This is a genomic window from Mycobacterium sp. SMC-2, assembly GCF_025263485.1.
Taxonomy (GTDB): domain Bacteria; phylum Actinomycetota; class Actinomycetes; order Mycobacteriales; family Mycobacteriaceae; genus Mycobacterium.
Genome location: NZ_CP079863.1, coordinates 546,648 through 560,541 on the forward strand (window position 1 = coordinate 546,648; position 13,894 = coordinate 560,541).

The 13,894-nt window shown below is 67.2% G+C and carries 10 protein-coding genes and 1 pseudogene; 5 read left to right on the top strand and 6 right to left on the bottom strand.

What is annotated here, in order from left to right; translation table 11 throughout:
* Positions 1-82 precede the first annotated feature (82 nt).
* The gene (locus KXD96_RS02615) at positions 83-1,633 is read left to right on the top strand and encodes an MBL fold metallo-hydrolase (RefSeq protein ID WP_260742735.1); all 1,551 of its coding nucleotides are present in this window, start codon (positions 83-85) and stop codon (positions 1,631-1,633) included.
* Complete coding sequence (locus tag KXD96_RS02620; protein WP_260742737.1) at positions 1,630-1,974, top strand: hypothetical protein; 345 nt, start codon at positions 1,630-1,632, stop codon at positions 1,972-1,974. The genes KXD96_RS02615 and KXD96_RS02620 overlap by 4 nt, the downstream gene beginning before the upstream one ends.
* Here the strand turns inward: KXD96_RS02620 and KXD96_RS02625 are convergent.
* Positions 1,957-3,384 (bottom strand): condensation domain-containing protein, encoded by a 1,428-nt coding sequence (locus KXD96_RS02625; protein ID WP_260742738.1) that lies wholly within the window; start codon positions 3,382-3,384, stop codon positions 1,957-1,959. The genes KXD96_RS02620 and KXD96_RS02625 overlap by 18 nt on opposite strands.
* A 407-nt stretch (positions 3,385-3,791) precedes the next feature.
* Here KXD96_RS02625 and KXD96_RS02630 point away from each other — a divergent pair, with 407 nt between their 5' ends.
* Both KXD96_RS02630 and KXD96_RS02635 read left to right on the top strand, forming a co-directional pair.
* A complete protein-coding gene (locus KXD96_RS02630) occupies positions 3,792-4,529 on the top strand; it encodes a GAP family protein (RefSeq protein WP_260742740.1) in 738 nt (245 codons plus the stop codon).
* A gap of 33 nt (positions 4,530-4,562) precedes the next feature.
* Positions 4,563-5,475, top strand: a pseudogene (locus KXD96_RS02635) (PE-PPE domain-containing protein); the annotation flags it as partial.
* 179 nt (positions 5,476-5,654) lie between these two features.
* Here KXD96_RS02635 and KXD96_RS02640 read toward each other — a convergent pair.
* The 4 genes from KXD96_RS02640 to KXD96_RS02655 all read right to left on the bottom strand — a co-directional run bounded on the left by KXD96_RS02640 (position 5,655) and on the right by KXD96_RS02655 (position 12,723).
* Positions 5,655-8,855, bottom strand: a complete 3,201-nt coding sequence (locus tag KXD96_RS02640; protein ID WP_260742742.1) for an RND family transporter — start codon at positions 8,853-8,855, stop codon at positions 5,655-5,657.
* Between the two features lie 22 nt (positions 8,856-8,877).
* The gene (locus KXD96_RS02645) at positions 8,878-10,320 is read right to left on the bottom strand and encodes a condensation domain-containing protein (protein WP_260742743.1); all 1,443 of its coding nucleotides are present in this window, start codon (positions 10,318-10,320) and stop codon (positions 8,878-8,880) included.
* A 167-nt stretch (positions 10,321-10,487) separates the two neighbouring features.
* A complete protein-coding gene (locus KXD96_RS02650) occupies positions 10,488-12,050 on the bottom strand; it encodes an NAD(P)/FAD-dependent oxidoreductase (RefSeq protein WP_260742744.1) in 1,563 nt (520 codons plus the stop codon).
* Between the two features lie 49 nt (positions 12,051-12,099).
* Positions 12,100-12,723: a TetR/AcrR family transcriptional regulator gene (locus KXD96_RS02655; RefSeq protein WP_260742745.1), complete on the bottom strand. Its 624-nt coding sequence runs from the start codon at positions 12,721-12,723 to the stop codon at positions 12,100-12,102.
* 70 nt (positions 12,724-12,793) lie between these two features.
* Between KXD96_RS02655 and KXD96_RS02660 the strand changes: the two genes are divergently transcribed.
* On the top strand, positions 12,794-13,276 hold the full coding sequence (locus tag KXD96_RS02660) for a DUF2834 domain-containing protein (protein WP_260742746.1): 483 nt from the start codon (positions 12,794-12,796) through the stop codon (positions 13,274-13,276).
* Here KXD96_RS02660 and KXD96_RS02665 read toward each other — a convergent pair.
* A complete protein-coding gene (locus tag KXD96_RS02665; RefSeq protein WP_260742747.1) occupies positions 13,273-13,845 on the bottom strand; it encodes a class I SAM-dependent methyltransferase in 573 nt (190 codons plus the stop codon). The two genes, KXD96_RS02660 and KXD96_RS02665, sit on opposite strands and share 4 nt — an antisense overlap.
* Between the last annotated feature and the right edge of the window lie 49 nt (positions 13,846-13,894).

Genomic DNA, 13,894 nt, shown 5'->3' on the forward strand with positions numbered 1-13,894 from the left:
CCGCGCTAAGCTCGGGGGCTGAAAAGTCGTTACCCAGCCGCGGGCCGCAACGGGACCTATTAGCGGCCGCAGGAAGGTATTTGTGCAGGTCACAAGCGTAGGTCACGCCGGATTTCTGATCGAGACTCCCGCGGGCAGCATACTTTGCGACCCCTGGGTCAACCCCGCGTACTTCGCATCGTGGTTCCCGTTCCCGGACAACAGCGGGCTGGACTGGGACAGGCTGGGCGACTGCGACTACCTCTACGTTTCGCACCTGCACAAGGATCACTTCGACCCCAAGAATCTGGCCGAGCACGTCAACAAAGACGCGGTGGTGTTACTGCCCGACTTTCCGGTGCCGGACCTCCGAAACGCGTTGCAAGAGCTTGGCTTCTACCGGTTCTTCGAGACCAGCAACTCGGTCAAGCACCGGGTCAGCGGACCGAAGGGCGACCTAGACGTCATGATCATCGCCCTGCGGGCGCCGGCCGACGGCCCGCTCGGCGACTCGGCGCTCGTGGTTTCCGACGGCGAGACAACGGCTTTCAACATGAACGACGCCCGGCCGGTCGATCTGGACATGCTGACACCGGCCTTCGGGCACATCGACGTGCACATGCTGCAGTACTCCGGCGCGATCTGGTACCCGATGGTCTACGATATGCCGGCCCGCGCCAAGGAATCCTTCGGTGTCCAGAAACGGCAGCGCCAGATGGACCGCGCCCGCCAGTACATCGCCCAGGTGGGCGCGACGTGGGTCATCCCGTCGGCGGGGCCGCCGTGCTTTTTGGACCCGGAGTTGCGTCACCTCAACGACGACCACGGCGATGCGGCCAACATCTTCCCGGACCAGATGGTGTTCCTCGACCAGATGCGCAGCCACGGAAACGACGGCGGCCTGCTGATGATCCCCGGCTCGACCGCGGACTTCACCGGCACCACCTTGAATTCGCTGCGCCACCCGCTCCCGGACGACCGCGTCGAGGAGATCTTCACCACCGGGAAGCGGGCCTATATCGCCGACTACGCCGAGCGGATGGCGCCCGTCCTGGCCGCGGAGCGGGCGGGCTGGGCCCCCGCCTCCGGGGAACCACTGCTGGAGCAGTTGCGCGCGCTGTTCGAACCGATCATGTCGCAGAGCGACGAGATCTGCGACGGAATCGGCTATCCCGTCGAACTGGTGGTCGGCCCGGAGACCGTCGTCCTGGACTTCCCGAAACGCGCTGTGCGCGAACGCATCCCGGACGAAAAATTTCGCTACGGGTTCGCCATCTCGCCGGAGTTGGTCCGCACCGTGCTGCGTGATCGGGAACCGGACTGGGTGAACACCATCTTCTTGTCCACCCGATTCAGGGCGTGGCGCGTCGGCGGCTACAACGAATACCTCTACACCTTCTTCAAGTGCCTCACCGACGAACGGATCGCGTACGCCGACGGCTGGTTCGCCGAGACGCACGACGATTCGTCGTCGGTCACGCTGGAAGGCTGGGAGATTCAGCGGCGCTGTCCCCACCTGAAGGCAGACCTGTCGAAATTCGGTGTGGTGGAGGGTAATACATTGACCTGCAATCTGCACGGCTGGCAGTGGCGGTTGGACGACGGGCGGTGCCTGACGGCGCGGGGTCACCAGCTGCGAAGTTCGCGGGCATGACCGACGGCCACGCCCAGTCCTACGACGACGGCCTGGTTCAGCTGGATAGTGCGGCGATCACGCTGCGCCGCTATCACTTTCCGTCCGGCACATCGAAAGTCATTGCGCTGAGCGCGATCCGCGGATACAAGGCCGAGGGATTGGGCCTGTTCATCCAACGGTTTCGGATCTGGGGCAGTTCCGACTTCCGTCGCTGGCTGCCGCTGGACGTGGGCCGGCCACTCAAATCGACGTTGGTCACGTTGGACGTGCCGGGTGTCCGGCCCAGCCCCGCCTTCACACCGGCGCGGCCAGAAGAGTTCATCGCACTCCTGAATGAACTGCTAGGTCAGCGCGGTTAGCGGCGCGCGCGAGTGCGCAAAAGCCTGGCTGCGTCCGCCGTCGGCGACCCGGACATATGCCCGCTTCATGGCCTCGATATAGCTGTCCACCGACTCGAGGGCGATCGGATTGTCGGGGAACAGCGCCGTCACCTTGGTCTCGTGCTGGAGCCGAATCACCCACATGGAGACCTGATGGGAGACCCTGCCCTCGTCGTAGATGCGAAAGTTCAAGTCGGAGTTGGCGACACAGGACAAGGGGGCGATGCTGGCGTCCAGGAACGACATCACGAAGTTGCCGGGCCGTGGCCTGGCCAGGCTCGCCTCCGGCGGCGCCAACTCCAGCACCCGGTCGAACGGCACGGTCGCCAACTCGATTCCCGAGTCGAAGGACGTCTGCGCCGACTGCGCCGCGTCCTCGAAACACCCCGCGACGTCGACCGTGACCGGGACCAAACCGGTGAACCAGCCCGTCGTCATCAATTCGTTCGGCGTCCTGCGGGTATCGGTGGTGGTCACCATGGAAAACGTGTCGGCGCCGGTGAGTTCGCGCTGCGCGAGCCCCGCACAGCCGAACACGCCGCCGCTGAATCGCGCGCCGGCACCGAGACAGGCCCGCTCGAACCGTTCCGTCTGCCGCTCGTCCATCAGCGTCTCGGTGACGAGCCTGCCGGCGTAGGGCACCGAGAGGTCGCCCAGGGGCAGCGGGAAGTACGGCAGCGTCCCGCCGTTGCCGGCGGCGAATTCGATCCATGCGCGAACCCCTGGGGAGTTTGCCGTCAACGCGGCCATCTCCGCCCGTTGCCGGGCGCAGTAGTCACCGTACCGGCCGGCCTCGGGAAGTTCCACGGGTGCGTCGCCGCCGACCAGGGCTGCGTACATCATGTGGATCTCCGTGAAGAGGACGCCGACGATCATGGGGTCGACGCACAGGTGGGCGATGCTCGCGTAGAAGGTGAAACAGGCGTCGCTTTGCACTACCCCGAAGAAGAAACAATCCCACTGCAACGGCTGCGGGGTCGATATGTGGGCGCGCAGTTCCTCGGGCGTCAGCTGGCCGTGTTCGGTCGGGACGAGTTCGATGTCGGCAGGGTCCGCGATGGTATGGCGAACGATGTGCTGCGCGTCGCGGTACTCGAACCAGCTGTGGTAGGTGTCGTGCCGACGAATGTGCGCGTTGATCGCGTAGTTCATGGCGCGAATGTCGCACCGGCCCGGGACTTCCCAGGTGAAGATCATCAAGCGCGACATGTCCAGGCCCCGGGCCGCGTGATCGCTGTAGCGCCGCAGGTGTTGCGCCTGCTGGTAGCTGGGCGGTACCGGACTGGCCGGCGCTTGTGCCGCTTTGGACTTCGCCGCGGGTGAAGCGTGCCAGCAGGTAACGGGGCCCGCTTGCGGTGTCCAGTCTCGCAGTGTCGTTATGCCAAACACCGAATACCCTGCACCTCCGCGCTCTTTCGCCCGGCACGGCGGAAGCTGAGCAATGCTTCCGGGCGACCTACCGTCCGCGCTGTCGCCCCGGAGCCGAGCCCGCAATTGCGCCCGCAGCCAGACCGCGTCCAGGCGTGGTCACGCTTCTCCACGAAATCCCTTACTGGAGACCAACAATGGCGGGCATCGACCCGACAGGTCCAGCCGCCGCGGGATTTCTCCGGCCGCGACTGGTGCTGCGGGAGCCCTCAGCATAACCGCTTTGTGCGGGGTCCGCCCTGCGACATCCCGTGGGGTCGTTACGTCTGAATTACGGCTGCCTGAACGCAAGACACCGATCCCGGTATTTCCCATGGCCGGGCGAGTTTCAGCGCGAAATCGCGCCGGCTGCGGTACGGTTGCCCAGCATGTGGATCACCGTGCTGGTGCTGGCCGGCTCGGTGATTTTCGAGCCGATACGGCTCAGTCTGGTGGTCCTGCTGCTCAGCAGGCGGCGCCCACTTCTGCAGCTGCTCGCGTTCTTGTGCGGTGGCTTCACCATGAGCGTCGGCGTGGGCCTGGTGGTGCTTTTCCTCCTCAGGGCCGCCCCGGTCGTCGGCCACTTCAGCGTGGCGGAGGTCCAGATCGCTTCCGGGCTAGTCGGTTTGCTGATCGCGGTCGTGTTGGCCACCCGTTCTTCGCTGCGCAGCCTGGCCGATCCCGTCTCGGTGGGCGCGGCGGTCGGCGGTGACGGCGGCAGCGGTGGTGTTGCCCTGGCCGAGCGGCCGGCGCCGAGCGGCCGCCGGCAAGTGGCCGACCGCACCCGCATCGTGTTGGGAGGCGACTCCCTCTGCGTCGCAACGGTTGGCGGGATGGGCGCCGCGTTGCCGTCCGCGAACTACCTGGGCTCGCTGGCCGCCATCCTGGCCTCGCACGCCGCACCGGTCGCCGAGGTCCAGGCGCTGCTGGCCTTCAACCTGGTGGCGTTCACCGTGGCCGAGATCCCACTGATCGGCTACCTGGCGGCGCCGCAGAAGACGCGCAATCTGATGGCCGCGCTGCAGAACTGGCTGCGATCGCGGGGTCGCCGCGACATCGCCGCGTGGGTGGCGGCCGGGGGTTGTTTCATGCTCGTCCTCGGGGTGACCAGCCTGGGGGCGGGGTAGCATCCCTGCCATAGCGCTTTTAGAGGGGAGCCCGTGAACAAGCTGCTCGTCGGGGCCGCTGCCGTCGGAATGCTGACGTACGCAACGCTTTTCGATGACGGTATCGCCGCCGCGGACACCGCCCTGATCGTGCCCGGCACGGCGCCGTCGCCCTATAGGCCGCTGAGGTCGCTGTATCACTTCGATCCCGCGTCGCAGCCTCGGATCGACGAGAACTACTACAGTCCCGCGGCCATCCGGCGGGTGGTGCCCTACCCCGGCAGCTTCTGGCCGGTCACCGGACTGAACTCGCCGACCGTGAACAGCTCCGTGAACACCGGGGCGGACAATCTCGACGCCGCGATCCGGACAACCGACGGGCCCATCTCGGTGGCCGGGCTGTCCCAGGGCTCATTGGCGCTCGACCGCGAGCAGGCGCGCCTGGCGCACGACCCGACCGCGCCGCCGCCGGGCCGGCTGACGTTCATCAAGGCCGGTGATCCGAACCACCTGCTCTACCGGGCGTTCGGGCCGGGGACGCACGTGCCGATCATCGACTACACCGTCCCCGCTCCGGTGGAGAGCCAGTACGACACGATCGACATCGTGGGCCAGTACGATCCCTTCTCCGACCCGCCGAACCATCCCGGGAACCTGCTGGCCGACCTGAACGCGATCGCCGCGGGCGGGTATTACGGCCACAGCGCCACGGCATTCTCCGACCCGTCCCGCGTCGCGCCCTGGGACATCAGGAGGACGACCAACAGCCTGGGCGGCACCACGACGACCTATTTCATCCGGAACCCCGAGCTGCCGCTGGCCCGGGCACTGGTCGACGGGGCGGGCATGCCCCCCGAGGCGGTTGGGCCGATCGATGCGGTGCTACGCCCGATGGTGGACCGGGCCTACGACCCGGGCCCGGCGCACAACCCCGTCCACATCGTCAACGGCATCGCCCACATTCCCACCGCGGTCTCCACCGTCGCCTGGCCCGTCCGCGGCGCCCTTGCCGGCATCAACCTTGCCCCCAACTCGCTGGCGGTCGCCGGCCTGGCCGGTAACCTCACACCGGGTCCCCGGCTCGGCAAGGGCGGTGTGGTGCGGAAGGTCGTCCGCGCGGTCGTCAAAGCCAAGAAGTAGCGGCGGCTAGAGCCGCAGCCCGTCGCGCGGCGAAAAGCCGATCAGCTGTTCGGCTGTCCACGCCGGGGACTTCTCCTCGTCGGGCAGCAGCGGCTTGCGTTTGGCTGGACCGCGGCGCCGCACCGGCCATCTCACGGGCGCCCAGCCCGACGGCCACCACCAGTTCGCCCGCCCGACCAGCACGGCGATGGCGGGCACCGTCACCGTCCGCAGTAAGAAGGTATCCAGCAGCAGGCCGGTCCCGAGGACGAAGCCGGCCTGAATCACCGTCGACAGGCTGGCGAACACCAGGCCGTACATCGACGCGGCCATGATCAGGCCCGCCGCGGTGATCACCCCACCCGTCGAGGACACGGTCCGGATGACGCCGGAACGCAATCCCAACGTTGACTCCTCCCGCAACCGGGAAATGAGCAGCATGTTGTAATCGGCGCCCACCGCCACCAAGATGACGAATGTCAATCCCGGTACGCTCCAATGCATTTCTTCGCCAAGGATGAATTGGAACACGATCACGCCGATGCCGAGGGCCGACATGTACGAGACGATCACCGTACCGATCAGGTAAAGCGGCGCCACGACCGCGCGCAGCAGTGCGCCCAGAATGAGCAGCACCACGCAGATGGTCATTGCGATGATGAATCGCAGGTCGTGATCGGAGTAGTCGCGCGTCTCCTTGAGCACCACGGGCAACCCCACCACCGATACCTTGGCGTCGGCCAGCGTGGTATTCGGTTGGGCGCCGTGCGCGGCGGCGTTGATCGCGTCGACCTGGTCCATCGCCGCGGTGCCGAACGGATCGAGGTCGGTCTGGATCAGATACCGCATCGCGTGCCCGTCGGGTGAAACGAAGGCGCCCGCAAGCCTTTTCAGCTGGTCGGTAGTCATCCCGCCCAACAGGTCCCGGACCCCGCCCGGCAGCACCGCGGACGTTCCGCCCTCACCGGTGGCATACGACAACGCCTGCGCGGGAATGTAAAACCCCGCCATCGCCGGCGTCGTGGCCTCCTTCTTCATGGCCAGCAGGAACGCGGACGCCTCGCCCAGCCCGAAGCCCATCTTCTTGACCTGGTCGACCAATTGCTGCACACCGTCGGCCAATTGCCGGCTGCCGTCCGCCAGGGAGTTGGTCCCCTGCTGCAGCAAGGTGATCTTCGCCCGCATGCCGCCCGGGCTGCCCATGCCCAGGGAGCTCATCGCGCCGACGACGGCGGACAGGGCCCGGCGCAGCCCGGAAACCGTTGCGGCGAGCGTCTGTACGGCCTGCGTCGCCCGCAGCTGGCGGGCCAGGTCCGATATCTTGCCCAGCGTTCCGTCGTCGCGCGCAGTCACCAGCCGCCGCAGTTCCTCGCGCGCGCTGACGCAGGCCGGCTCGGCGCCGCACATCGGGCTGTTGTCGAGCGCGCCGAGCACGGGATTGGCCCAATCGGAGTTGTTGGCAACGAAGTTGGCGTTCGCGCCGATGGCGTCGCCGAGCGAACGCATGCCGTCGACGAGCCGTTCGGCGCCCTCGAGTTCGGCCAGCGCCCGATTCCCGCCGAAGATGTTCTGCAGCGTCGCCAGGGCGTCAACGAGGCCGCCGACGGCGGACACGGCCTGGTTGACCTGGGTCCGCACGTCGCCGAGCTTGCCCGCCATCACGTTGGCGCCGCCCGCCAACCGGTCGAGATCGCCGGTATGGTCGACGATTTGGCGGGAGCCCGCGTCCAGCTTGTCGCCGACTTCGCCGGCCTGCCATGACGTTTTGGCCTGCTCCAGGGACTGGCCGGTGGGCCGGGTGATGCCCCTGACCATCGCGACCCCCGGCACCTGGCTGACCCGTTGGGCCATCTGCTCGAGGTCGGCGAGGGCCTTCGCCGTGCGCAGGTCCTGTGGAGACTGAATGAACAGGTATTCGGGAATGATCAGGTTGGTCGAGAAATGCTTGTCCAGAGCGGCATATCCGACCGAACTCCCGACGTTTGCCGGCAGCGCCTTGCGATCGTCGTAGTTGTAGCGGGCCAGGCCCGCGCACCCGGCCAGAATCACCAGCACCAGCGCGCTGGCCAGCAGGTGGGTTTTCGGTCTGCGCACGATGTTGACACCCGAGCGCCGCCAGAAGCGCCGGCTGAGATCGCTGCGCGGCGCGATCCAGCCGCGGCGCCCGGCGAGCACGAGCAGGGCCGGCAGCAGGGTGATCGCGCCGAAGAAGACGACGGCCACCGAGATGCCCAGCACCGGTCCGACGGTCCGCAGAATTCCCAACCGGGTGAAGATCATTCCGAGGAACGTGACGGCCACGGTCGCCGCCGACGCCGCGATCACCTTGCCGATGGATGCCAACGCCTTGACGACCGCCTGATCGGAGTCCACACCCTGCCGCACGTAGTCGTGATATCGGCTGATCAGGAAGACGGCGTAATCGGTTCCGGCGCCGACCATCAACCCGCTCATGAAGATCACGGTCTGGTTGGCGATGCCCAGGCCGGCGGAGCCGACCAGCGCCACCAACCGCTGGGCCACCATCGCGGCCATGCCGATCGTCAGCAACGGCAGCACCATCGTGACCGGGTTGCGGTAGATGACCAGCAGAATGACGAACAGCAGGACGACGATCGCCAGCTCGATCCGGGCCCTGTCGCGCTGGCCGGTGAGGTTCAGGTCGGCGACGGTGGATGCGGGCCCGGTCAGGTTGGCCGTCAGCGTCGATCCCGCCACGGTCTGCCGCACGGTGTCGGCCACCCGCGCGTACGCCTGCTTGGACTGCGGTGAGCCGAGGTCGCCGGGCAGGCCGACGGGCAGCATCCAGGCCTGGTGATCCTTGCTGGTCATCAGCTCGCGCAGCGCCGGCGTGGTGACGAAATCCTGCAGCATCGCGACGTCCCGGGTGTCTCGGCGCAGGGCTTCGGCCAGTTTGCGGTAGGTACCTTCGTCGGCCGGGGTCAACCCCTTCGCATCGCTGAGCACCACCACCGCGATGCTGTGCAACCCCGCTTCGCCGAACGCGGCGTTCATGTTTCGCGTCGCGGCCAACACCGGCGCATCCGCTGGCAGGATGGCTACCGGGTGTTGTTGGGAGATTTCCTCCAGCGACGGCGCGGTCAGCGAAAGTACGCCCGCCAGCGCGATCCAGACGCCGATCACCAGCCACGGCCTTCGCCCGATCAGGCGCCCGAGCCGGGGGAAGATGCCCACCGGGTCGTGCAGGCCGGTCTTCGCTAGCGACATTGGCACCGAATTCTTTTCAGCGTTAGTGCGCCGGCTGCCGGTAGCGCTCGGCGACGTTACGCGCGCGCTCCGCCGCCCCGCCGTCGGCGATGCGGACGCACACGGATTTTAGGGCACCCAGGTATCGGGTCACGGAATTTCGGGCGACCGGGTGGTCGGGGAACAACACGCTCGCCGCCGTTTCGTCGAACCGCCCCACCATCGTGCTCAACGGGTAGGTGACCCTGCCGTCGCTGTGCGCACCTACGGTCAGGCCCTCGAACAGCTTGGTCATCATCGACAACGGGCTGGCTTGCGCGTCAAAGAAATTCACCAGGTTGAACAGCGGCGGGGGCCTGCGCAGCGACGGGGCCAATTCCACGGCCCGCTCGAAGGGCACCCGCGCCAAATCCGCCCCCGAATCGAACGACGCCTGCGCGTTCCGTGCGATGTCGTTGAACGACAAGCCCGCGACGGGAACCGTGATCGGTATCTGGCCGGTGAACCAGCCCTGCGTGGTGAAGTCGGCCTGCGTGCTGCGGGTGTCTTTCGGGGTGATGCCGAAATACGTTTCGGCGCCGGTCAACTCGTGAATCGCCAGCGCGAGGCACGCGAACATGCCGCCGACGAAGCGCGCCCCGGCCCCCACACAGGCCGCCTCGAATCGATGCGTCTGGTCCTCGTCCAGCAGGGTCACGCCCAGCAGGTCGCCGGCACACGGCACGGACTGATCGCCGAGGGGCAGCGGGAACGCCGGGAACGTGCCGTCGTTGAGTTCGGCGAAGTCGGTCCAGGCGCGTATCTCCGCGGAGTCGACCGTCAGCGCCGAGGTGTACTCACGCTGCCGCGCGCAGTAGTCGGCGTAACTGCCGGCCGGTGGCAGTTCGACCGGCGGGTTGCCCCCGATCAGCTCGGCGTACATCGTCTGGAACTCCATCAGCCCCATCGCGACGAACTGCCCGTCGGCGTGCAGGTGGTCGATGCTGGCGTAGAAGGTGAAGCGGTCGGGGCGCTGAATCACCCCGAACCTGAAGCAGTCCCACTGCAGCGAGTCGGGGGTGGCGACGATGTGGTCCCGCAATTGGGCGCTGGTCAGCTCGCCGTGTTCGGTGAGGACGAGCTCGACGTCCGCTGGGTCGTCGATGGTGTGCCGCACGATGTGGTCGGCGTCGAAGTACTCGAACCAGCTGCGGTAGGTGTCGTGCCGGCGCAGGTGCGTGTTGATGACGTAGGTCATGGCGCGCAGATCGCAGCGACCCGGCACCTCGACCGAAGCGATCAGCAGTCGGGAGTGGTCCAGCCCCCGGGCGGCCTGTTCGCGCAGGCTCCGAAGGTGCCGGGCCTGGACGTAGCTGGGCGGCACGGGGCTCGCCGGCGCCTCGAGAGCCTTGGTGCGGGCGGCCGACGACGGGTGCCACGAGAACAGTGTGCCGGGCGCAGGCGCCCACTCCTTGACCGTTGAGACGTCCAAGGGCCCGATAAGCACCGCTTCCTCCCGCACTTGGCACCGACGGCGGTGCGTGGAGAAAGGCGGCTGACTGCTCATCCGGGGGATCCGCCAAACACCGGTGGTGCTGAGGTTCTCCGGTAGCCTAGCCCGCCTTGCCGCGGGCCGCTCGGAACGACGTGCCGCCCGGCCGGCGGCTCGAATCGTCAGGCCGTGCGTTCGGCGAGCGCCTGCCGGGCCGCGTTGTAGCCGGGAATGAACGTGATGCCCGGCCCGCCGTGGCAACCGGCGCTGCCCAGGTACAGGCCCTCGATCGGAATCGGCTGACCGCGAAAACCCTTCGGGCCGGGCCTGTTCGGCCCGATCTGGTCGGGGTTCAACAGGCCGTGGCAGTAGTCGCCGCCGGGGGCGCCGAACATCACGCCCATGTGCTTGGGCGTGAAGGTGGTGTGCCGGATGATGCTGCGCTCGAAGTTCGGGGCCAGCCGGGTGATCTTGTCGATCACCCGCTGGCCCATTTCCATCTTCGCGTCGCCGTAGTCCGCGCCGCCCTCGATCGGGAACCACAACGCGAACGCCGAGGCGGCATGCTTGCCCGCGGGTGCCAGGTCCGGGTCGTTCTGCGTGGGGATCTGCAGCACCACCGTCGGGTCGGCGGGGACGATTCCGCGGCGGCAGTCCTCCCACTGCTGCTGGACTTCCTCCGGCGTGCAGAACAGGCCGATCGAGGCCTGCATCGCCGGGTCGTTGAGCGCCTCGTAGGGCGCGGCGAACTCCGGGGCCTCGTCAAGGGCGAAGTGCATCTGCAGGTAACTGCCGCGGTGATCGGTCCGCGCGTAGCGCTCCCGGATGTCGCCGGGCAGCAGGGCCGGGTCGATCAACTCGTTCAGGGTGATGTCGGGCGCGATGCCCGAGACGACGATCGGCGCCGTCAACTCCTCGCCGCCCTCGGTGCGCACCCCGCTGACGCGCCCGCCGGCGACCAGGATCTCGGTCACCTTGGTCCGCAGCCGGACCTGGCCGCCGTGGCTCTCCAGGAGTTCGCACAGGTGCGAGGTGAGCGCCCCGATGCCGCCGCGCAGCTTCTTCATCTGCATGGTGTCCCCGTCGGGGACGCCCAGCCCGAAGGCCAGCGCGGCCGCGCTGCCCGGCGTGGCGGGCCCGCGATACAGGGTGTTGACGGCCAGGACGGTCATCGAGCCGCGCAGGGCGCCGTGCTTCTCGCGGTCGGGAAGGTAGCGGTCCAGCACGTCGGTGACCGAACCGAAAAGCATGTCGTCGATGGCCGAGCGCTCGAATTCGTTTGTGGCACAGGCATACATCTCGTCGTAGGTCTTGGGCTGCGTGCCCGCCTCGAACCGGCCCAGCGCCCGCGTGGGCGCCTGGCTCCAGGCCATCAGCCCCGCCATCCCGTTGACCGCGTCCGCCCCGTGCACCTCGTTGAGGTGGGTGAACAACTTGATGGGGTCGCTGTACTGGATCAGCGGATCGTCACCGACGCCGCGGACCGCGACCGACATCACGTCCAGGTCGATGGTCGGCAGGGTGTCCAAGCCGAGTTCCTCCACGACCACCGTCGAAGTAGGGAACTGCACCGAGCCGGCGATCTCGAACCGGTACCCGTCGAAAAGCTCCACCGTGGACGCCATTCCACCGGCGTACAGCTTGGAATCCAGGCACACGGTGCGCAATCCCGCCTTCTGCAGCAGCACCGCCGCCGCGAGGCCGTTGTGCCCCGCGCCGATGACTATCGCGTCGTATTCAGACATGTCCTGACCTCCCGCAGTGCAGGCTGGCACGCGGCCAAAGTTTTGTCAATTATGACGAAACTACGGTGACCCAGGTGCCGGAGATGCCCTCCCGCAGCGATTCGAGCGCGACGTGCGACATCCGCGCCAATTCGCCGAGGGATCGATCCTCGCCAACCATCCAGGCCTCCATCGCGCCGAACACCGCGGCCGCGATGCAACGGGCGGTCACCGTGATCCGCAGCCGCGCATCCAGTTTTCGTTGCGCCGCGCAGTTACGCCTTTCCAGTTGCGCCTCGATGGCGTCGGCGAGGTCGGCCTGGACGTCGCGAATGTGGCGGTGGATGCGGTCCTGGTCGAGCTCACCACCCCGCATCGCGGCGATTTTCGTAACGGCCTCAACGTCATAGGGAAAGGCAAAGATGGCCGACTGCACGGAATCGATGACCGGCTCATCAGCGGGTCTGGCGTCCAGCGCCGCGCGAAACCAATTCAGCCCGGTGTAGTCGGCAAACAGCAGATCGTGCTTGGAACTGAAGTGGCGATAGAAGGTGCGCAGCGACACTCCGGCGTCTGCCGCGATCTGTTCGGCCGAGGTGTCCTCGACACCCTGGGCGAGGAAGCGCACCATGGCCGCCTGACGCAACGCCTCGCGGGTGCGTTCGCTGCGCGCCGTCTGTGCGGGCCGGACCATGCCAGTAAGGTACCTCAACAATCTTTTGTCAGTATTGACAAAACTTTGGCCGTGGGGTGAGACTGCCGCCATGGTCTCGCTTCTTGTGCATGCAGTTCTCGGGCTCAGTGTCATCGGCTGGATCGTCGCATCGAACTCGACGGTCTTCGCCCGGCCGGCCGGCGGCCCGTTGTTTTCCCCGCTGGAATGCGTGTATTACGTCGTCGGCATCGCGTCGGTCGCGCTGGGTTGGTGGTTCAACATCCACTTCGTGCAGCAGTACACCCACGGCGCAACCAATCCGATCTGGGGACCCGGCAGCTGGGCGGACTACATCCGGCTGATGTTCACCAACCCCGCCGCCAGTTCGGCCAGCCAGGACTACACGATCGCGAATGTCATTCTGCTGCCGCTGTTTACGATCGTGGACGGCTACCGCCGCGGGCTCAAGCACCCGTGGCTGTATTTCGTGTCCAGCCTGTTCACCAGCTTCGCGTTCGCGTTCGCCTTTTACTTCGCCACCATGGAACGGCAGCGCAGGCACGAACAAGCCCGCGAGACGGTGGACGCCTAGGCAACCGGTTTGGTGGCCCGCCACCGCTGCCGACCGCCCCGAACGTCGGTGCGGACGTCGGTGAATCCCGCGGCGCGCAGCCGCCCCGGGAGGTCCCTCGGTGCGATCGGGTTGTAGGTGTCGGCGACGTGGAGCAGCCGGAACAACAGCGACGGGACGCCGTCGCTACCGGCGAAAACCCCGCCCGGTCGCAGCACCCGGAACGCCTCGGCGAAGAGCCGGTCCTGCAACTCGGCGCTGGGAACGTGGTGCAGCATCGTGAAGCACACCACCGACGTGAAGTCGTCGGCGGGCAGCCCCGTGTCGGTGCCGCTGCCTTGCAGGACGCGGGCCCGGTCGCCGTAGCGATGCCGCAAGTGATCGGCCATCGCGGCGTCGACTTCGACCGCCGTGAGCGAGGCGGCGCGATCGAGGAGGGCTCGAAGCGTGGCCCCGTATCCCGGGCCGATTTCCAAAGTGCGGGCGCCCAATTCGACGCCTTCCAATGACCAGGGCAGCAGCTGATCGGCCACCGCTTTCTCCCAGCCCGCCGAGCTGCACCGCCGCCGGTGCAGGAGATTCATCGCCATAACGGTCACGCTAGGCGACCGCGCAGACTGCGGGCTTCCGATATTCTGC